This is a genomic window from Pseudogemmobacter sp. TB195 (assembly GCF_058313095.1).
On sequence record NZ_JBZEGG010000039.1, the window covers coordinates 18,848 to 38,668 of the forward strand.

18 protein-coding genes and 1 pseudogene are annotated in these 19,821 nt (G+C 62.0%); 9 read left to right on the plus strand and 10 right to left on the minus strand.

The window, feature by feature from the left end; genetic code table 11:
- Positions 1-455: 455 nt before the first annotated feature.
- From AC4FS3_RS26435 to AC4FS3_RS26450, 4 genes are all read right to left on the minus strand, one after another.
- The gene (locus AC4FS3_RS26435; protein WP_491022997.1) at positions 456-2,894 is read right to left on the minus strand and encodes an AAA family ATPase; all 2,439 of its coding nucleotides are present in this window, start codon (positions 2,892-2,894) and stop codon (positions 456-458) included.
- Entirely contained in the window at positions 2,891-3,478 is a 588-nt protein-coding gene (locus AC4FS3_RS26440; RefSeq protein WP_491022998.1) for a hypothetical protein, read from the minus strand. Before AC4FS3_RS26440 ends, AC4FS3_RS26435 begins: the two co-directional genes overlap by 4 nt.
- Positions 3,475-5,160, minus strand: a complete 1,686-nt coding sequence (locus AC4FS3_RS26445) for an SIR2 family protein (RefSeq protein WP_491022999.1) — start codon at positions 5,158-5,160, stop codon at positions 3,475-3,477. Before AC4FS3_RS26445 ends, AC4FS3_RS26440 begins: the two co-directional genes overlap by 4 nt.
- A 407-nt stretch (positions 5,161-5,567) precedes the next feature.
- The gene (locus AC4FS3_RS26450; RefSeq protein WP_491023000.1) at positions 5,568-6,134 is read right to left on the minus strand and encodes a hypothetical protein; all 567 of its coding nucleotides are present in this window, start codon (positions 6,132-6,134) and stop codon (positions 5,568-5,570) included.
- Here AC4FS3_RS26450 and AC4FS3_RS26455 point away from each other — a divergent pair.
- The 4 genes and pseudogenes from AC4FS3_RS26455 to AC4FS3_RS26470 all read left to right on the plus strand — a co-directional run.
- Positions 6,111-6,371, plus strand: a pseudogene (locus AC4FS3_RS26455) (P-loop NTPase family protein); the annotation flags it as partial. The gene AC4FS3_RS26450 and the pseudogene AC4FS3_RS26455 overlap by 24 nt on opposite strands.
- Positions 6,372-6,385: 14 nt before the next feature.
- Positions 6,386-6,799, plus strand: a complete 414-nt coding sequence (locus AC4FS3_RS26460) for a hypothetical protein (RefSeq protein ID WP_491023001.1) — start codon at positions 6,386-6,388, stop codon at positions 6,797-6,799.
- Positions 6,799-7,824, plus strand: a complete 1,026-nt coding sequence (locus AC4FS3_RS26465; RefSeq protein ID WP_491023002.1) for a TrbL/VirB6 family protein — start codon at positions 6,799-6,801, stop codon at positions 7,822-7,824. Before AC4FS3_RS26460 ends, AC4FS3_RS26465 begins: the two co-directional genes overlap by 1 nt.
- A gap of 41 nt (positions 7,825-7,865) precedes the next feature.
- Entirely contained in the window at positions 7,866-8,207 is a 342-nt protein-coding gene (locus AC4FS3_RS26470) for a single-stranded DNA-binding protein (RefSeq protein WP_491023003.1), read from the plus strand.
- 296 nt (positions 8,208-8,503) lie between these two features.
- Here AC4FS3_RS26470 and AC4FS3_RS26475 read toward each other — a convergent pair whose 3' ends face one another.
- Together AC4FS3_RS26475 and AC4FS3_RS26480 are read right to left on the minus strand one after the other, a co-directional pair.
- The gene (locus tag AC4FS3_RS26475; protein ID WP_491023004.1) at positions 8,504-8,926 is read right to left on the minus strand and encodes a type II toxin-antitoxin system VapC family toxin; all 423 of its coding nucleotides are present in this window, start codon (positions 8,924-8,926) and stop codon (positions 8,504-8,506) included.
- A complete protein-coding gene (locus AC4FS3_RS26480) occupies positions 8,926-9,180 on the minus strand; it encodes a type II toxin-antitoxin system Phd/YefM family antitoxin (RefSeq protein WP_491023005.1) in 255 nt (84 codons plus the stop codon). Before AC4FS3_RS26480 ends, AC4FS3_RS26475 begins: the two co-directional genes overlap by 1 nt.
- A 403-nt stretch (positions 9,181-9,583) precedes the next feature.
- On the opposite strand from AC4FS3_RS26480, the gene AC4FS3_RS26485 reads away from it, so the two are divergent.
- Together AC4FS3_RS26485 and chrA are read left to right on the plus strand one after the other, a co-directional pair.
- The gene (locus AC4FS3_RS26485) at positions 9,584-10,417 is read left to right on the plus strand and encodes a chromate resistance protein ChrB domain-containing protein (protein ID WP_491023006.1); all 834 of its coding nucleotides are present in this window, start codon (positions 9,584-9,586) and stop codon (positions 10,415-10,417) included.
- Positions 10,414-11,781: a chromate efflux transporter gene (chrA, locus tag AC4FS3_RS26490; RefSeq protein ID WP_491023007.1), complete on the plus strand. Its 1,368-nt coding sequence runs from the start codon at positions 10,414-10,416 to the stop codon at positions 11,779-11,781. The genes AC4FS3_RS26485 and chrA overlap by 4 nt, the downstream gene beginning before the upstream one ends.
- A gap of 4 nt (positions 11,782-11,785) precedes the next feature.
- On the opposite strand, the gene AC4FS3_RS26495 is transcribed toward chrA, so the two are convergent.
- Positions 11,786-13,093, minus strand: coding sequence for an MFS transporter (locus AC4FS3_RS26495; protein ID WP_491023008.1), 1,308 nt, complete (start codon positions 13,091-13,093; stop codon positions 11,786-11,788).
- The gene (locus tag AC4FS3_RS26500; protein ID WP_491023009.1) at positions 13,093-13,350 is read right to left on the minus strand and encodes a metal-sensing transcriptional repressor; all 258 of its coding nucleotides are present in this window, start codon (positions 13,348-13,350) and stop codon (positions 13,093-13,095) included. The genes AC4FS3_RS26495 and AC4FS3_RS26500 overlap by 1 nt, the downstream gene beginning before the upstream one ends.
- 36 nt (positions 13,351-13,386) lie before the next feature.
- Here AC4FS3_RS26500 and AC4FS3_RS26505 point away from each other — a divergent pair, with 36 nt between their 5' ends.
- From AC4FS3_RS26505 to AC4FS3_RS26515, 3 genes are all read left to right on the plus strand, one after another.
- A complete protein-coding gene (locus AC4FS3_RS26505) occupies positions 13,387-13,767 on the plus strand; it encodes a hypothetical protein (protein WP_491023010.1) in 381 nt (126 codons plus the stop codon).
- Positions 13,768-13,895: 128 nt separating this feature from the next.
- The gene (locus AC4FS3_RS26510; protein ID WP_491023014.1) at positions 13,896-14,540 is read left to right on the plus strand and encodes a HupE/UreJ family protein; all 645 of its coding nucleotides are present in this window, start codon (positions 13,896-13,898) and stop codon (positions 14,538-14,540) included.
- A gap of 11 nt (positions 14,541-14,551) precedes the next feature.
- Positions 14,552-15,199 carry a transmembrane anchor protein gene (locus AC4FS3_RS26515; protein ID WP_491023011.1) on the plus strand — a complete coding sequence of 216 codons (648 nt, stop codon included), beginning with the start codon at positions 14,552-14,554 and terminating at the stop codon, positions 15,197-15,199.
- Between the two features lie 215 nt (positions 15,200-15,414).
- On the opposite strand, the gene AC4FS3_RS26520 is transcribed toward AC4FS3_RS26515, so the two are convergent.
- The gene (locus AC4FS3_RS26520; protein WP_491023012.1) at positions 15,415-17,364 is read right to left on the minus strand and encodes a type IV secretory system conjugative DNA transfer family protein; all 1,950 of its coding nucleotides are present in this window, start codon (positions 17,362-17,364) and stop codon (positions 15,415-15,417) included.
- Complete coding sequence (locus AC4FS3_RS26525) at positions 17,357-19,729, minus strand: relaxase/mobilization nuclease domain-containing protein (protein ID WP_491023013.1); 2,373 nt, start codon at positions 19,727-19,729, stop codon at positions 17,357-17,359. The genes AC4FS3_RS26520 and AC4FS3_RS26525 overlap by 8 nt, the downstream gene beginning before the upstream one ends.
- Between the last annotated feature and the right edge of the window lie 92 nt (positions 19,730-19,821).

Sequence of the window (19,821 nt, forward strand, 5' to 3'; positions counted from 1 at the left end):
ACGTGTGCATACTTCGGCTCCCTTTCGTTGACGATCATGCCACATAGGCATGACTGCAGTTTTTTTGGCGCGGGTAGAAGGTGAATTGTAGCACACTCAATGTATCCGCCTTGTGGATCACTCAGACGAGTGTCCGGACTGCGGCCTTCGTCGATAGCCAGCAGAGCGGTATCCAGTTCGGCGATCAACTTGCGCGCGTGCTCGGCACGGATACGCGGCGTGCTTGATCCGCCGCTGCCAGTGCCTGTGTACTCACGCGAAACGCGAAGTGCAGAGATGTTGATGTGAGGTAAAGTGAAGCGCCCGGCCATGAATAGCCCCATGTTTCGTGGACGCCTTCTTTGCTAATTTTGAGGCAAGCGAAGGCGTCTAAGAAACTCGGGGCTATTCAGTCGTTGATGGCTGTAATCGGGCATCTAATTGCTGTGTGCTAGCCATTTTGGTGGCTGCAGATCTCAGGCAGCTACAACTTTATCATCTTCATAAACATAGAAGTGTGGATCCGCCACGGCGTCTCCGGCAAAGTTGCGGCTGATTTCGACAGTTATCAAGCTATCGCCGGCGAACGCTGGGCTTAATTCGAGCGTCAGGTACTCGAACAGGGCGCGCTCGTGCACCGCCACGACTACCTGCTTATCGAGGCCCTTGGAGAAGGTCCGTAACAAGGCGGCGAACTGTGCGATGTGTACGTCGTCCATCGACTGCACAGGGTCGTCTAGCACGAGCCATGGAAGCTGCGACGGCACCGACAGATTCAGGGCGAGGAAAAGGGTCAGGGCGGCGGTGTTCAGGTTGCCTTGGCTAAGCATAGCTCCCGGAGGGCCGGAGGCCTGTCCAGATCGATGGAAGGTTTCGAGCACTGCCTCCACCTTGCCATCACCCCGATCGGGGAGCCGGAACTGGGGAACAAATTGCTCGCTCGGAGCAAGCCGTACGAAGAGGTCGCGCCATACTGCGTTGAGAGACCCGCTGAAGACGTCGCGAACGATCCCGGAACGCACTTGGTTCGCAGCGGTTGCGATGGTCTTAGCTCGCTCCCGCACCCCACCAATCGACGAGAAGGTCCCCTTCATGGTTTTAAGGCGCTCTTCGAGTTCGGCAGTTCGAGCCACGCGGTCCGAGAGTAACTGTTCCTCACGGCCATACTGCTCGAGTTCGGTCTCGATGGCAACGCGCGACGAAAGAGCCGTGTGAACCGTTTTTAGGCGGTCCGAAAGGGCCGCTGCAGCCGCCTCAAGCGCTTCGCGTAGGCCTGAAAAGTTGGTCGTCGGCTGGCCCATCGCCCTCTCCAGCGCAGCGTCTATTTCTGGAAGCAAAGACGCCGCCTGCAACTCAGCCCGCCTCGTGGCCGCGAGGCTCCGGCGAGCGCTGTCGAGACGGACAAAGAGGCCCTGTCCGAAAGCCGCGTACTCTTGCATCGGCTCAAGCCTTGACTTGATCGATGCGAGCGCGGATTGACGTTGACGCAGTTCGACGAGCCCATCGGGCTGCAATACTAGGCGCTCGGCAGTCGCCTCGTCCTGCCGGGCAGTTGTCAATCGCTCGCTCTCCGACGCTCGCTCTGTCGAGAACGCCTGCAGTCGCCCTGCCTCCGACGTGAGGTTCGCTATTGTGGCCGCAATGTGCGCGGTCAAGGAGCCACTGTCGACCTCCGCGTATTCGCGGTTGCAGACCGGGCACATATCCCCCACGACATGGGGCGCTATGCCCGCAAGGGCAGCGGCCAGGGTTCGAGCATCCTTGGCACCCGTTTCGAGCGCCTTGTTGATTTCACTAATGCGGGTCGTCGCCCTCTGGATTGTCGTTCTAGCCGTCGTCAGCCGCTGGTTCGCGGCACCGTGCTGGTCCAGCAATCGCTGGCAGCGATCAACCTCGTCGATGCACCATTTCAGTGCATCCCGGACCTGATCCTCTACGCGGGCGCCATCGAGTGGTAGCAGCTCCGAATGAAACTCCCTGAGGGCGTCCAGCTCCCGAGTGATCTGCGCTCCCTGACCGTTCAGCCACGTCTCATACCGGGATCCAATTGCGGCGGCATTGCGCTCTAGCGCAGCGATCTCGGCGTCTGGACTTCCTGCTGAGGTCTGTTCCAGACGGCTCAGCAACGAACTCACCTCCGAGCTCTGCTGGGTGACATTGGCGAGTTCAGCTTGGTCGCTTTCCCGGTCTGCGGCTCTTGCACGCAGCGCTGCTACATCGAAACCGGAGACGATTGGCACTGCGGTATGGTCTAACACGGCTAGCAAGTCGTTGAGGCGGGAGATGCGCTGAGTTGCCGCCTGCCGAGCGGAATCTACGCTCGACCGTTCACGCTCAAGTTGCTTGTCGAGCAGATCCCGAGCCTCTTCAAGCTGCCTGTACACCGGGGCAAGCTTTCGGATCCGGGTTACGTTGAACGCATGGTCGAGGCCGTCTACCAAGGCGTCGAGCGCATCGAGCCGCAGCAGTTCCTTCACGAACTCCGTAAGCCGCGAGTTCGTGCTCTTCTTTTGATCGTAGATGTCCAGCAGGCGACCCAGCACGGCCTGCGGCAGATAGCAGCGCTCTGAAAAGAAGCTGGCATCGGTGGCATTGAGCGCCGACGTTGCGTCAAATGAACCCGGACCGAACGACACCTGGCCGGTCCCGGTCGAGCGTCCACTCATCCCTTCGACGCCAAGCTGGATCGAACCACCCGCAGTATCGATATGGGTGAGAAACTCGTGGTATTTTGCCTGGTCTTCTAGGTGAGCGATTGAGCCGGTAAGGCCGAGCTCAATGGCAGACATCAAGCTGGTCTTGCCCATGCCGTTGGTGCCGTGAACCAGCACCACTTGCGCATCGAGCGGAATGACCACCGATCCGTGTATGGAACGAAAGTTGTTGATCGAGAGCGACTTTAGGCGCGGACTCATGACTGCTCTGCTCCATCCTCGAGCACCTTGTCGGCAAGCGCCGAAATCTGTAGGGCAAGTGCCGCCTCCACGGCCTCCTTTCCCCTTTCGGCCAGCTGCACGAACCAGCCGATAGCTGGTTCGTCGTCAGTGTCTGCCAGCTGATTTTCCAAGCTAGCCTTCCAGTCGGCCAAGTGCTCGACCGGCGGCGGGCCCTTAAGCGGCAGAAGCACTGCCAGCCAATCCCGTACTTTTCTTTCCGCCATCGGCCCGGTCGGTGCGCCGATTGGCAATACTCGGCAGACGCGATTGATCGAGTTCAAGAGCTCATTATCCGCCTGACCCGAAGTCAGAATGGCGGTTACTGATCGCTTCGAGCCCAGTACATCGAGTGCACGCGTAAAGGCCAGGACCGACCGCGTAACCTGTGCATCTTCTGACGCCCCGGTCAGCTCGATCACGATGACAAGATCGTTGGCCCGTTCGCCAGCTACCAGCACATGGGTGAAGCCGAAAGCCTGGGAACCGATCCTTATCGGTTTGCCGAGCGACCGGTAGCCACCCTCCGTCGTCAAGATTTTAAAGACTGTTTCCGCTGTCGTCATAGACCGACCTCAAAGTTGAACCTGCTCTGGACCTCATCAAACGATGCGGGACCCTCGAGCAGGTCGCTGACGCTAACATAGCGCGGCAACAGCTTGCCTGTCCGCCAGGACTTGGATGGGCTTCGCTGCTGCCGGGGCGTGACCTTGCGCGAACAGATGACTACCACGTTGTCGTCTGCCTCGTCGAACGCCCCGGAAGCGAGGAGCTGGTTAATGTTGTCATCATTGGCGGCGAGAAAAACGCGGGCTTCGGCCGCCGGAGCGATCAGTCGCAGCGCCCCACTCGTCGGCTGTTCCGGATCGTCGATCGCAACCACCCACTTGTTGGTGACCAGCCCTTGGCCAATCAGTCCCAGTGCGGCAGCGGCTTCTGGTTTGCCAGAAAACCCTACAGCTGGGTCTTGTTGCATCAGATGCGCCGGCTGGGCGCTCAGAGGCATGTAGGTACGCCGGCCGGCGCAGGCCGGACCTCCGAGAAACTGCTCAGAGACCCGCCCCATTAAGTCGGCAATGGTCCGGGCGCACTCATACCTTTTGGCATTACCGGCCTGAGCCGCAGCATGCTTCAGCGCTGTCAGGCCGTCGATGATGCTCTGCTTGCCCGCAACGCCAAGGGCTGGTGACGTCAACAGGCCAGCGAGGGCGGCAAGCTTGCCAAACATTGTGTTCAAGAGCAGCGCCAGCAGGAGAGGCTTTCCGAAAGCTGGTAAGGTGGCGTCAGATCGAATTCTATCGCGATTGGCCTCATAGTCGGCTTGGTATGCTCCCTCGAGGATCGATCTTTGCCCCTCGGAAAGGTCCTGAGCCGCAAATATGATCGGCACCGGAACAGAATTCCACGACCAGCCATTCGCCCCAAAGAGCTGCTGAATGTTCGTGTCTTGCCCCGACAACCCAATCATCAGCGTCCTTGAGCGCGCAATGAGCGCTCTCAACTGTTCCCGCATTTGCACGAACTGCTGCTTTTGTGCCCAATGAGTTATGTCTGCCTCCCGCGCCACGAGCAGTGGTCGGTAGTCTGCCTCGCTCTGTATCGCCCGGTTCGCGCATCCGTGAAATTTATACAGAGTCCCGATGCCCGGCGGACCCTGTAGGTCGCCGCCGGTAACGGCAACGCGAAATGTTTCGTTCGGCCGACCAAGTTCCCGCATAGCTGCTTCCAGAAGGCCATCCCAATTGGCAGTTGCTAGGTCCGATACCACACCCTCGAGAACCAGCATTGCGATTGCTAGGTGCTCAGCATCGGCTTTCTGCGCCTCAAATGTTGTTGGAAAGTCGAGAACATCCCAGAGCAGATAATCGAAGCGCTGGCCATCGACTTCGGTGCCCAGCACTTTTGAGTATTTACTCCATAGTCGGTTAATAAGTTCGTTATGGATCGGCCAGGAAGCAACTGGCTGGCTAAGGTCGATCTGCGCCCTTTCCGGAGCAGACAGGTCGGCGAGGTTAAGAATTTTTTCAAAGGCACTGCGGTGCTCACAATCGACACCGTTGATGCGCAGGCGCAGGTTCTCGAGCAGCTTGGCAAGTACGCCGTCAAGGCCCACTACGCGCTCACGCGAGATGCCCGATCCCAACCAGAGAGCGTAAAGACCAGCCTGGAAGCCTTGAGAAAAGCTGCTCAGCGGACCGTCGAGCAGGTCGAGGGTCTCCGCAATGGTGATTGTTGACGCTGTCGGCAAGGCGCACCCCCTAAAAATGGGTTAGCGTTATAGAGTTGAGATTTCTACAAGTATCTTTTCGATAATCTACAAGCACCGAATTCAATCGATGATTTGCGGCGAACCAGCGGCCTTTCTCCAGCAAACAGGCGCAATATATGCCGCATCACGCACGAACGATCGCTCAGGTGGCTTCCCGCCCTCTCGCAGCGGATCTTACGCCGCAGTGCGCCCGAACGACTACTCCTCGAGCTTTCTGCGGGCACGATACCGCGCCGCTGTCAGGCCACTTTCCGCCCTTTGCGACCTTGAAGGCGTTTCGGTGGCGCTACTTGCTACCGACAGCGTGTCTGGCCATGCAAGTGGTTGGCCAGGCGATTGATTTTGAGGCATCATGTTTTGAGCGAGTTTGATGGCGCAGTGGTGTGTCATCGCTGGATCGTCCCCGCCGAAACTGCCATGCCGTGCACCGCCAACTGTGCTTGGAACCTCGAACATCCAAACCTGGCAGACAGGCCGGCCACCTGCTGCTCATAGCGATCGTTGCCGATGGCGCGCTTCAAGTCTGCCTCGTGGAAGTATCGGTTGATAAACGGGGCGGGCGCCATCAGACGCTGCAGCTTGCTTGCCACAGGCGAGATCGACTTGGCAGCTTGCGGAGGCGGACTCGGTCGAAATTCACCACCGCTGTCTCGCCACTTCCGCATGAACCCGAGCAGATAGCCCGCCGGCACCGCCTCGTGCCCACGCCGCCGGTTAAACTCCCGGAAGCGATCCCAGATGTGCCGGCTGTCCGCCGTGTGGCAGGGCAGGGCGGTCTTGGCCTTCCCGATCAGCGCCAGCCAGCGCGCTGCCGTTTCAGGCTTTTCACGATCCACCATGATTGTTCCATGAAATACATTTTTGTTTGAATCTCTTATATAAGGCGAGGTGTCAGCTGTGGTTGACACGTCTTCGTCGGCATCCGGCTCCTCGAGGCGATCAACACCGGCCATGGCGGATCCCTGACCACGCTGCATGCCGAGACCCCGCAGCTTGCCGTCCGCCGTCTTGCCATTGCTGCCCTGAAGACCGACCTTCCGATGACCTATGCCGACATGATCACCTACATCGAAGGCTCCATCGATGTGATCATCCAGGCCGGCCGCCATGAGGGGGCCAGAGGCATCACCGAATTCTACCTGCCCGGCATCGGTCCTGATGAGGCCCCGACTAGCATTGCCGCCGAATGATGAAAGGAAACTCCATGCGTGTTCTTGCACTGGCCGCTGCCGTCTGCGCCGCCGCCCTTCCGGCAATCGCCCAAACGCCGGTGACCAACGATCTGACGCCAACCCTCGAGCCGCAGCGCTACCGGATCTGCAACGACCGACCGGATCGGCCAGCATGGGCTGATGAGCTGCATATCCGTGAGGCATGGAAAGGCCTGACATTGCGACACCTCTATGAGCTTCGCGCCTGGGAAGACATTGTGTCGAGCCAGGATTGCTCCTGCGAGACCCGCTTCCCTGATTGGACGCTGGCTGATGAAGAGTACCGGGACCAGTACTTCGCACTCGGCCAGGGGGAACAGACGGCGCTGCGCAGTGAGTTCATGGCGGCGCAGCGGCTGCTTGAAGAACAAGTCAGAGCTGTCTGCGAAGCGCAGGGCAACTGGTAATGGGCGTCGTCAGCTGGATGGTTAATTCAGCCGATAGTTTCCTCGCATCGGCTGCGGAATCGCAGTTCGGGGCGGTGGCGAGCAATATCGGCACGATCACCCTGCTGATGGTAACCCTTTCCCTGATCGGCCTCTGCATCAACATGGCCTTCCAGTATCGCAGCATGGATGGTGCGGCCTTCTTCTGGTACCTTCTGAAGCTCACCCTGATCGGGTTCTTCGCGTTCAACTGGACCCGCTTCAATGCGGTCGCGAACGCGGTGATAGGGGGCCTCGACTATATCGCAGGTGCCTTGGTCGGATCGGTGGGTGGCGGCGGGGCCGGCGCGACCCATTTTGCCGGTGAGTTCGACAGTCTGATCGAACAGTTCTCGGCCTATCTGAACGCCATAGGCAACAATCTTGGCTGGATGACGGGCGCGATCCTTGGCGGCATCGGTCTCATCCTGCTCAGCATTCTCGGTTTCATGACCGGGATCGTGCTGATCTTTGCCAAGATGATGCTCTCGCTGATGCTTGGCCTCGCTCCGGTGATGATCGCGCTATCGCTGTTCGATGCAACCAAGGACTTTTTCCACCGATGGGTTTCGACCACCGTCAGCTATGCCTTCTATCCGGTAGTGATTGCAGCGATGTTCTCGACCGTGGTCGGCATGGCAAATGCATTGCTGGACCAGGTTGGCGATCCAGCTTCGGCGACTAACATCGGGTCGCTCATCCCCTTTTTCGTGATGATCTTTCTGGCAAAGGGTTTCGTTGCGGCCACGCCACTGATCGTGCGCGGACTGTCGGGGAATTTCATGGTGGTTGCGGGCCCGGCCGTTGCAGCCGGGACTGCGGCCATGACCCGCGGGATGATGAACACGCGCGGCGTGCAGAGCCGTGAGCGGATGGGCAATCTCAGCACCGGAGAGATGGTGGGGCGCCAGATCGCTCAGAATGCACCTGCTGTGAGATCCGCGGCTCTGGCCGCCGGCGGGCAAGTTGTACGGGTCGCGGAGAGGGCACGGCGGCTTGGGAAATAGCCGCCACATTTGAATCCAGTACCGTAACGAGGAGAAATAAGATGTTGTACACCTTCGCGGAATTCCAGATTCAGGGTTATGTCGGCCGCAGAACCGAGCTTGGCGGCGGTAAGGTCCTGAAGTTCAGCATCGCCGCTACCGACGGTTGGAAGGACAAGGACAGCGGCGAGTTGCGCGAGCGCACCGACTGGAACACCGTCACCCTCTTCGAGCGCAGCACTGCGGGCTTCACTTGGTTGAAGGAGAACCTGAAGCCCGGCGACCTCGTCCATGTAAGGGGGCGGATCGGCGAGAGCAATTACGCTAAGGACGGGCAGACCGTCTATGAGACCTCACTCACGGCTGATCGGTTCGCGGTCGTGCCGGTCGGGAAGGATGGGTAAGGGTTGCATTGCCGCCCGCTTTCGCAGCGGCCTTTTGTATCAGATGTATCTCGCTGGCTATTCGGGCCGCCAATCGCCACGCTGGCTGCGTCTGCTGCTGGCCGGCTCGTGCTGGCACCGGGCGTGGCTGCTCGGGCGATTGGGCTTCTTCGTTGAGAATGGGATAGGCTACGGACCTGCCAATCCCTATCCCGGTTGCATTTCGTCCGAGAACCGGGAGAAGGTGCCCGCTCAAAAGGTGCCGAAGTGGTCTGCGCCTGGCTCAAAGGCCTGTAACAGGGTCTTCTGGCTGTCGGTCACACTCTGACCCAAGGGTTCAGCAAGACCACCCCTGTGTCCCTGAAATCACCGGTGTTTCGGGTCACGACTGTAAAACCATGGACCAGCCCCGTCGCCGCTATCAGTACGTCCCGTTCTGATCTCGGATCAGGAACGTGAAGACCCGCGCATCGCAGTGCCACGCTTGTATCTACCGGCAAAACCCGGTCCTGGAACTCCGGCATGACCCGTTCTGCGAACCACGCCCGCAGCATGGCTCCCTGCGCCGAATCGCGCCGCTCGATGCGGCGCACGCCGATATCCAGCTCCATCACCGTAATTGCCGAAATGAACAGTGCCCCGGCATCCTGACCGCTCAGCCAGGCGGTGACATTGGCATCGGCCCTGCCATCCCCCGCTTTGCGCAGCTCGGAAATCACATTGGTGTCGAGCAAGAACATCAGGACAGATCGGCCGGTCGGGACATGATCTCAGCCTTCGCCGGCTCGAACTCGATGTCAGACAGTCCTGGAACCGCAAGCGCATCGAGGATGTTCCGGCGCTGGCCGCTCATCTGCTGATACTGCGCAAAGCTCATCAGCACATGGGCCGGTCGGCCTCTGTCCGTGATGAACACCGGACCGTCAAGCGCCGCACGTTTTGCCCGGGCCAAATCCTGGTTCAGTTCACGGCTGCTGATCGTATGAATCGTCATCGCGGCCTCCGCTTGTGGTTACGTTACTACATGTGAAGCCTGCGACGAAAGTCAAGGCAGGGGATCTTGGCGATCAGTCATGCTGCGGATGACTGGAAGGGGCGGGAAACGGCCTGACGGCACCGCACTGTAGCGGACGCCGCATGTGGACGAGGCGGTCATTCGACCGCGAACGCAGCATTCTCCGCTCGTGTTCACCACGAATGTCCAGAGGCAGTCTTCGAACAACAGAGTATCCTCCCGCTTCGACTTCGGGTTGCCGCCGTTCCCACCTCCTTCTCGGCTTGACAGATCCCCTCATAATTTGGGATGCGTGGCGGATGGGGTCGCGCGAACGCCCCACGAGGCGCCAGCCGAAGATCGCGTTTCACATGAGCGAAACAAGACCTGAGGGGGACCGCAGATGCCTGCGCCTGATGCCATTTCCTGTGCCCAGCTTGCCCGCCTGCTGGGCACCCCGAAATCCCCGATCCTGCTGGATGTCCGATGCGACGCGGTGCGTGCCAAAGATGCGCGCCTCGTGCCCGGCGCACGGATGCTGGATGAACCGGACCTCGCGCCGGGCCCCCTGTCTGCGATCGCACGGGACTTGACCGACCCGGTGGTGGTGATCTGTGCCGAAGGCCATCGGCTGAGCCAGGGCACGGCGGCCTGGTTGCGGCACGAAGGGGTGCAGGCGGAATATCTGCTGGGCGGTCAGGCGGCCTGGACCGCATCCGGTCTGCCCCTCATCGACCCCGGCAAGATCACCGCGCGCGACGGACTTGGCCGATCCATATGGGTCACCCGGTCCCGCCCCAAGATCGACCGCATCGCCTGCCCCTGGCTGATCCGCCGTTTCATCGACCCGCAGGCCGTATTCCTGTTCGTGGCCCCCGCCGAGGTGGACGGCGTGGCAGAGCGGTTCGGTGCGGCCCCCTATGACATCGAGGGCGCTTTCTGGAGCCATCGGGATGATCTTTGCACCTTTGACGTTCTGCTGGCGGAGTTCGGCCTGTCCAGCCCGGCGCTTGATCGTCTGGCGCTGATCGTGCGCGGGGCAGATACGGCGCGGCTTGATCTTGCGCCGGAATGCGCGGGATTGCTGGCGGCATCGCTTGGACTGTCACGCATGTATTCGGATGATCTGGCACAGCTGGATGCGGGTATGGCGCTTTATGACGCCTTCTATCGCTGGGCGCGCGATGCCGTGGACGAACAGCACAACTGGCCCGTCAACAAAGGGAAAGCAAAATGAGCGCGACCCCGGCCTATCCCAGCATCGGCGAGGCAACGAAGGTCTGGGCAAGGATTGCCGCACTGTCCTTTGGCGGGCCTGCGGGCCAGATCGCCGTCATGCACCGCATCCTGGTCGAGGAAAAGCGCTGGATCGGTGACGGTCGGTTCCTTCATGCGCTGAACTTTTGCATGCTGTTGCCGGGGCCAGAGGCACAGCAGCTGGCGACCTACATCGGCTGGCTGATGCACGGGGTGCGCGGCGCGCTGATCGCAGGGCTGTTGTTCATCCTTCCGGGCGTCGTGGCGATCATGGCACTCAGCTGGATCTATGCGGTCTGGGGTGATGTGGGGTTCGTGGCGGCGTTGTTCTTTGGGCTGAAGGCCGCGGTGCTGGCCATCGTGCTGCAGGCGGTTTTCCGGGTGGGCAAACGCGCGCTGAAGAACCGGGCGATGCAGGCCATCGCCCTGGCGTCCTTTGTGGCGATCTTTGCCTTTGGCGCGCCGTTTCCGCTGATCGTCGCCGTGGCGGCGCTGATCGGTTGGGCGGGGGCCAAGGCGGGACTTGCGGGATTTCAGGGGGGTGGCGGGCATGGCGCGGTCGGCAAGGCCCATGTCGATGACGCAACAACCCTGCTGGGCGAGGAACATGGCGATCTGACCGGGGCCAGGCGCGCCGGGGCGTTCCGGGCCGGCGGGGTTGCCCTGATGCTCTGGCTCTTGCCGGTGGCAGCCCTGCTGCTGATGGCGCCGGACAGCGTGTTCACCGATATCGCCACCTACTTCTCAAAGCTGGCGGTGCTGACCTTTGGCGGGGCCTATGCGGTGCTGGCCTGGGTCGCGCAAGAGGCGGTGGGCACATATGGCTGGCTGCAACCTGGCGAGATGCTGGACGGGCTTGGCATGGCGGAAACCACGCCGGGGCCGCTGATCATGGTACTGCAATTCGTGGGGTTCATGGGCGCATTCCGCGAAGCGGGCTGGGCCATGCCCTTGCTTGCGGGCACCGCGGGCGGGGTGCTGGCCACATGGGTAACCTTTGCGCCCTGCTTTGCGTGGATCTTTCTTGGCGCGCCTTTCATGGAGGGGCTGCGCGCCAACAAGGTGCTGTCATCCGCCCTGACAGCCGTGACGGCGGCGGTGGTCGGGGTGATCCTGAACCTTGCAATCTGGTTCGCCATCCATGTCATCTGGCGGGCGGTGACGCAGGTCACGGCAGGGCCGCTGTCGCTGGAACTGCCTGTGCTGGCCTCGATCGACTGGGTTGCAGCGGGTTTGTCAGTGCTGGCCCTGTTTGCGGTGTTCCGGCTGAAACTGGGCATGACGACCGTGCTTGGAGGCGCTGCTGTTCTGGGGCTGGCCCTGCATCTTGTCGGGCTGGCCTGACCTGTCAGGCGGCGCGCGGCCAGCGGCGGTGCAGCGCGTCGATCACGAAGGTGTGGGCGTGATGATGCCTATGTTCGGCCAGATGCGGATGGCCCGGCGGCAGCTCCGGGTGGTCATGGGCCAGTTCGCTGATGTCCCGTGCGGGCCAGATGCGCAAAACCGCGACCAGGCCGAGCGCGCCAATGGCGGCCAGCACCAGCGCCGCCGCCGTCAACCCCGCCCCAGCCCCGATCCAGCCCGCCAGCGGATAGGTCACCAGCCAGCAGGCATGCGACAGGGCGAATTGCGCGGCGAAGACAGCGCCCCTATCGGCTTCGTGAGCGGAGCGGTTGATGATGCGGCCAATGGGGGTCTGGGTGAGCGAAAAGCCAAAGCCGATGATGGCCCAAAGAGCGATCAGCCCGGTAAGGTTGCCGATCAGCGGCACCAGCGACACCCCGGCGACCATCAGCCCCGCGCCAGCGATCATCACCGGGCGGTCGGCCAAGCGGTCAAGGATCCGTGGCAGCAGAAAGGCCGCCAACATCGACCCTGCGCCAAAGCCCGCAAAGGCGAGTGCCACGGCTTCCTCGCCCAGACCCAGCCGCGCCTGCACCAGAACGACGGTGTTGACATAGACCATGGCGCCCGCAGCGGCGACGGCCGCCTCCATCACCATCAGCCCGCGCAAACGCGGCGTGGCCATGTAGATGCGGATGCCTTTGGTGACATCGGACCAGAACGGGCTGTTCTCGGCGCGCTGCCGATCCGGCAGGCGCGCGGTCAGAACCAACAGCGCCGAGAGGAAGAAGCCAAGAACGGTCCCGCCAAACAGCACCGGAAAACTGACCATTGTCAGCAACAGCGCCGCGATCATCGGCGAGGCGAGTTGCTCCAGATCCTCGGTCAGGCGCAGCAGGGACAGGGCGTTGGTATAGTCGTCCTCGTCCGTCAGGACATCCGGGATCACCGCCTGAAACGCCGGGGTAAAGCCTGCCGATGCCGCCTGAAGCAGGAAGATCAGCACATAGATCTGCCAGACCTGATCGACAAAGGGCAGGCAGGCGATGACGCCCGCACGGATCAGGTCCAGCGCCACCAGAAAGGCGCGGCGTGGCAGGCGTTCGGCAATCGCCGCCGCCACCGGAGCCAGCGTGACATAGGCCACCATCTTGATCGCCAATGCCGTGCCCAGCACCGCGCCCGCATTGTCGCCCGCCAGACGCCAGGCCAGAAGGCCAAGCGCCACGGTGGCAAGCCCGGTGCCGATCAGCGCCACAAGCTGGGCGGCGAACAGATGGCGGAAGGTCGGGTTGCGCAGAGTGGTCAGCATCAGAGCAACTTTGTCAGGGCTTTGATCTCGGCCAGATCATGGTCACCGGCGGCAGTCACACAGTGGTCGATATGGTCATGGATCAGCGCCCGCTTCGCCTCGGCCACCGCGCGTTCCACGGCATGCAACTGCGTGGCCAGATCGACGCAGGGACGCCCCTCCTCGATCATGCCGATCACGCGGCGCAGATGACCATCGGCGCGTTTCAGCCGGGTGGCGATGGCAGGGTGGCTTGCATGGACATGAGGTTCTGACATAAGAAAGCCGTAACCCCCCCGGGGGGTTCTGGCAAGATGCAAGAATGTCCCGGCAAACAGGGCAGCGCAGAGGAGCAGATGGGCGGGGTGATCTGGGTCATACGGCCTTTGGCGGTTTTGATGCTGCTGCTGTCACTGGCATTTGCCCCGGTGACAAATGCACTGACCCATGGCCCCGGCACCTTGGCCGCCGAGGCGGATCATGCCGCATGGCACGCCGAAAAGGGCGAGGTCTGGCAGGCCGAGGGCCATACGCATCACGACAGCACCGACCATGACCATTCGACGGCTGTCATTCTTGGCACACAAGTGATGGGCGTCCTTGACCCGGGCACAGCCATCGAACCGCGCGATCTGCCCAAGCTGACCGGGGCCATCCGTGATGGGCCAAGGCGGCCGCCCCGGCAATCGGTCTGACCACCTGAACCGGCTGACGCGCATGCGTTCAGCCCAGATCAGACCATCCATCACAGGACCTTATCATGACACGACTCTCCCGGATGCCTTGGCGCATCTGGATACCCTTTGCCACGCTGACCCTTGCCATGCTGATGGCAGGCGCCGCGCTGGCCCATAACGTGACCGAAGGCGATGCCGGTTACGTCCAGGAAGTCTCCGGCTTTCTGCCCATCCCGTTCCTCTATCTGGGCGCCAAGCATATGGTGACCGGATATGACCACATCCTGTTCCTCTTCGGGGTGATCTTCTTCCTTTACCGGATGAAGGATATCGGCCTTTACGTCAGCCTGTTCGCCATCGGCCATTCGGTGACGATGCTGGCGGGCGTGTGGTTCGGCATCAAGATCAACAGCTACATCATCGACGCCATCATCGGCTTTTCGGTGGTCTACAAGGCGCTGGACAATCTGGGGGCCTTCCAGCGCTGGTTCGGGGTGCAACCCGATACCCGCGCGGCGACGCTGGCCTTTGGCCTGCTGCACGGCTTTGGCCTTGCGACCAAGATCCTCGACTATGACATCGCGCCCGACGGCCTTTTGGGCAACCTGATCGCCTTCAACATCGGGGTCGAGATCGGCCAGCTCCTGGCGCTGTCAGTGATCCTGATCGCCATGGGCTTCTGGCGCCGCTCGCCCCGGTTCTGGGCGCAGGCCTATAGCGCCAATGTCGTGATGATGGCGGCGGGCTTCCTCCTTGTCTTCTACCAACTGACGGGCCTTTGGCTCTCGTGAAGGGATACACCATGCACAACGCACAGAAACCGAACCTCGACGACCTGCCGAACACGCGGCAGCTGTGGCGGTCCACCGCCCTTGCGGCGGGGGCGGCGGCGGCCATTCTTGTCACCGTGGTCTGGCCATCGGAATACGGGATGGACCCGACCGGCATCGGCGGCGTCCTTGGCCTGACCGAGATGGGCGAGATCAAGACCCAGCTGGCCGACGAGGCCGAGGCGGATCGCCTGCTGATGGAGGGTGAGATCGAGCCGCAATCCTCACTGCAGCCCGGCTTGCTGGATGTGATCTTCGGGGCCATCGTCGGCACCGCGCACGCCCAGGAGGCCCCCGTCGCGCGAGAGTGGACGGACGAGATCACATTTGCACTGGACCCCGGCCAAGGGATCGAGATCAAGCTGGTGATGGAGGAAGGCGCTGTCGCCCCGTTCGAATGGGTGGTCGAAGGCGGCGCGGTCAACTTCGACCTGCATGGCGATGGGTCGGGGAACAACATCAGCTATGAAAAGGGTCGCGCCGTGCCTGAAGCCTCGGGTGAACTGACCGCCGCCTTCACCGGCAACCACGGCTGGTTCTGGCGCAACCGCGGCGACGCTCCGGTCAGCGTAACCCTGCGCGTTGCCGGTGCCTATAGCGAAATCAAGCGCTTCGATTGATCTGACCACGGCGGAGGCAGCGTGCCTGCCTCTGCCCTTTTCCGCGGCCCTGACCGATATGAAACTGCACGGTTCACCATCAGGCAGACTGCGCATGAAGGGCGGCTTTCGGAACTTCTGCACTGCAGCAAGGCCTGAGCGCGACCGGCCGATAAGGGCCGAAACTGCTGGCGCTTCGACCCGTCAAAGATGGCATGCTCTGAACCTGATCGGGTTCAGTCAGTGGCGCCCAGGCCTCCATGTCCAGCGATGATCTCGGCAGTCGTGACGACAGCCTTCTGAACCGCAAGGCGGCTTTCCTCAGTCTGCCCAAGGGCGGAAAGGTCAAATCTGATCGGCTCTGGCCCAAGAGTCAGGGCTCCACGCCGGGCTGGTGCTCGCAATATCGGCTTCGGCTCCGTCGGGGTGTCGGGCCCATGCCCTCGCGCCGCTCCCAGTTGTACTGCCTGCAACTGCTGCGCCAGTTTCGCGACCGCCGCCTCGGCCTCATTCAACCGTGCATCGTATTGCCGCTTTTCGGCATCCGGGTAGGGATGATCGCCCGCTTGTGCGGCATGGATCACCTTTAAGGCAGGATCCTCATAGTATTTGATGCGCCGCGCCCGGATCGGCATCTGGGCATCGACCACGAGGATCACCTCGTCCAGATCCAGCCGCCGCGCCTCGTCCTCATTGAGGAGCGGGGTCTCCTCTGTGCGTTCAGTGACACTGCGACCTTCGAACGGGTTACGTCCCACCGAGCGAGACCGGGTGACCACCCGTTTGGTCGTCTTGCCGACTGCCTGGCTCAGCTCTTCGATGGTCTTCTGGTCGGATGGGGTCAGATAGAGCTTCACCCCCGCCCCGCCTTGAAGGGAGCGGCGGGTGTTCTCGCCATAGATCTCGTCCAGCGCCGGAATGGTCTGGGTGACGATGGCCAGGTTGCCGCCATAGGACCTCAGCGTCTTGATGCTCTCGGCCACGATCGGCATCTTCCCAAGTCGGTCGAATTCGTCGAGCATGATCATCACCGGCCAGGGCTCGTCTTTCCCCGGCTCGGCCGCCTGCAACGAGGCAATCAGATCCGAGAAGAACAGCCTGATCAGCGGCGCCAGCGGCCCGACCATCTCAGATTCCACCACCAAATAGATCGCATGCGGCTGCCGGCGGATGTCTCGGAAGGAAAAATCCGATGTCGCTGTGGCGGCGTCAATCGCCCGGTTGTCCCAGGTGTCGAGGCCGGAGGTCATCAGGAGCGAGAGGTAGGAGGTCAGCGTGTCGTTATTGGTCGAGGCCATCCGCTCAAAGATTAGCTTGGCCGAGAGGTTCTTCACCTCCTCCGCCCGCTTCAGGAACTCCAGCTGCTTGTTCCCGCCCGAGGCGGTGATGCGGTAGATCTCTCCGATGGTCGGATTTCCGCGCTCAAAGGCCAAAAGCCCGGCCGCCACGAAGAGATCAATCCCGCCGGCGAGCAGGCCGCTGAGCTTTTCGTTGTCGGTCTGCAGGAAGAGCTTGGCGGTCAGTTTCAGTTCCATCTGCTGGCGGTCGGGGTTCTTCAGGGCCGCGATTCGGGCCAGCGGGTTGTAGCGATGCGTCGGCCGTTCCCAATCGGTGGGTGCGAAACGGAACACCTTGTCTCCGGTCGACGACCTGAACCGCGAGGTCTCACGGAAGTTCTCGCCCTTGACGTCGAGCACCACGGCCGAGCCGCGGTAAGTCAGGAGGTTCGGGATCACGAAGCCCACGCCTTTGCCTCGGCCTGTCGGAGCCACGACCAGCGCATGCGGGAACGTCCGTGAGACGATGAAGGGCTTCTTCGACTTCGGCGCGCCCATCTTGCCGAGCAAGAACCCGGCCCCCGGTCCGGCAAAGAAGCCGTTGCGCTTCATCTCGGCCCGGCTCTGCCAATGGGTGGTGCCGAAGCGGGTCAGCGCATCGCCGAGCATAGTGGCGGTCAAGAGGAGGGCAGCGAGACCCGTCCCAAGGATGATGCCGTTCACCCAGAGGAAATCCTGCGGAGCCGAGGTTCTCAGCCCCAACCAGTTCCGCGCCAACAGAGTGAGATCGAAGCTGCGCGTCGAGTATCCGAATTGGACGGCAAAATAGATCGTCGCCAGCACATAGCCGATGGCGAGCCCGAGTAGCGTCAGAACTGCGGCGCCAAGAAGCATGCGTCCCTTATCCATGGGTGATCCCCTTCTCGCCATGGGAGAGGGAATGCCTCAGATCCTCGCCGTGGCGCTCTTCCACGATCCGATCGAGCACGCGGTCCATAGCCGGATCATTGGCATGAACATTCCTGGCCTCGAGATAGGCCCGTGCCACCTGCAGTTGTTCGAGCGCATTGGGGGTTATCCGGTCCAGCACCTTCGCATCGCCGCGGTGCAGATCATCGATTTCGGTTGGGGTCAGGCGATCATTGACCTGCTCGACGAAGCGGTGTCGCGCCGCATCCGAGGCCAGATCGACCTTGCCGTCGGCGGCCTGTCGCAAGGCGGAGGCCAGTTGGGGCGCTGTCGCATCCAGATTGCGGCGTTCCGCGTGGGCCTGACGGGTGTCGTCCTCAACCTCGGCCAGCCTCTCGATGATCCGCTCGCGGGAGGCGCCTGCGGCATGGAGCTGGTTGATCTCCCGACTGACGGCATCGCGGATCTGCTCCTGGGGGGTCTCGGCCCGCAAGCGCGCCATCTCGCGAACTTCTTCGGTGATCGGACCGAGCCTGATCGACGGATCACGCTGCGCGAGATCCATATCGCCGGCATGGAGGGTACGATGTGCGGCCCGAATGCCGTTGGCTGGAGGCTGAATGACATCGGTGGCCTTTTCCCAGGCCATGGTGGCAATTTCGGCATGCTGGGGCGAGCGCTCGGCAAAGCGGTCGAAGGCCTCTTTCGCCTCGGCCACCTGCTTTTCGCCATCGCGCCGGGCACGCGGATCTTCGGAATAAGGATAGCTGAAATCCGTCCGCTGGAACTGTTTGACCAGCGCCCGGAATTCCTGACGCTCGGTGGGGCTGAAGATGTCCGGCTCGCTACGCAGGGTTTCGTTATCAGCCGAAACCTTGTGAGCGGAGGTCTCCGACAGCCGCGCCCCCTCTTCCCTTTCCGGCCCTTCCCTCTCCACATCCTCCACAACCCGCAGGACGCGGGCCTCGGTCAGCACATCCCCCAGCTTGCCATGAACGTCCTCAAGACGGTCCATCGCCTGATCACGCTGCGCGGTGTCACGCAGATCAAGCTGCTCTTCCTTCGCGATGGCCCGCAGATCCTGCGCAAGCCATTGCTGCTCCAGCGCCGCATTGCCCGCACCCTCGCGCATCCGGGCCAGAACGGCATCGCTATCGATTCCGGTCCCCTGCACCGCTTCCGTGATGCGGGCTTTGAGGCCCGGAGCTTCAAGCTGATCCCGGTGGGCCTCGACTAGGTTCGGCGCAGCATAGATCCCATCTCGGGACGCCGGCTCGTGCAATGTGTCGGAGCGGTCCCCCAGGGGCTGCAGATGCGAGACCTCACGCAACACATCAGTCAGTTTACGCTCGATCACCGGGCGCTCGGTCGCAGGGGCGCGTTCGATCAGCCCTTCGATCTGGCGGATGTTCTGCGAGAACCGATCGATCAGTTGGTCAAAATCATGAACTTCATCACTCATATACAACACTCCGTCTGACTGGATACGATCACCCCGGGCAAGCACATCCCCGGCCCGGGACAGGGCTTCCGCAACATCGTGGAAGTTCGAACGCGAGGCCTCGGCAGCGAGGCCCCGATAGATCGCGGCATTGCGCGCCACCTCGGCAATGGCGTGGTCGAGGTTGGCGCCGGTGCGTTGGCGTTCCACCGGCGTCCTGCCCTCTTCCATGGCTTTGCGGAGCTCGACATCACTGGCGGCGCGGGTCAGCACACCCCGGTCCAGCCTACGCGTCGCCTCAAGGCGCAGCCCGTGGCGCTCGGCCGCCTCGACCATGGCTTCGCGGAAGGCGTCGTAGTTGAAATGATGATCCTTCCCGAGGAAGAACATCTCGCCGTCCTTGCTGCGGCGATTCAGCACGATATGGGCATGGGGATGGGCGCGATCCTCGTGGATCGCCGCGATGTAATCGAACTGCGCGCCCTCCCCTTCGAAGAAGCGCTCGCAGATCTCGCGGGTGATCTCCTGCGCCTCAGTGGAACGGGTACCGATGGGGAAGGCCATCAGGAGGTGCGCCGTATGGCCCAGCTTCGGCGCATGACGCTCACTCCACTGGTTCTCAAAGCGGCGCGCGACGCGCTCGATCTCACCGGGCGAAAGCAGCTTCTTGCCGTCATGGGTGCCACGGGAATCGAGGATGAAGCTCGATTTGGTGGTGAGGTATGACAGCTGGGCGCGCAGCTGCGCCCCGGTGTGGCAACCGCCTTGCCGGATCGCCTTGAAGATCGCTGGGGAATGGCCGCGCGCCGCGCGGATCATCTGTGCCCGTTTGCCAAAGCCCCCGGAGGCCGAGCCAGAAACCTTGCTCCAGCCGCGATCAAAAAGCGCCGGGTTTATCGCCCTCACGGCATCAGCCCACGCCATCGCGTGCCTCCCGGGTCAGGGGCGCGAGCGCCTTGTCCACCTCCAGCTTGAGGGACGCCCGCCGGTTGCGGCTCATCTCCTGGACCTGATCC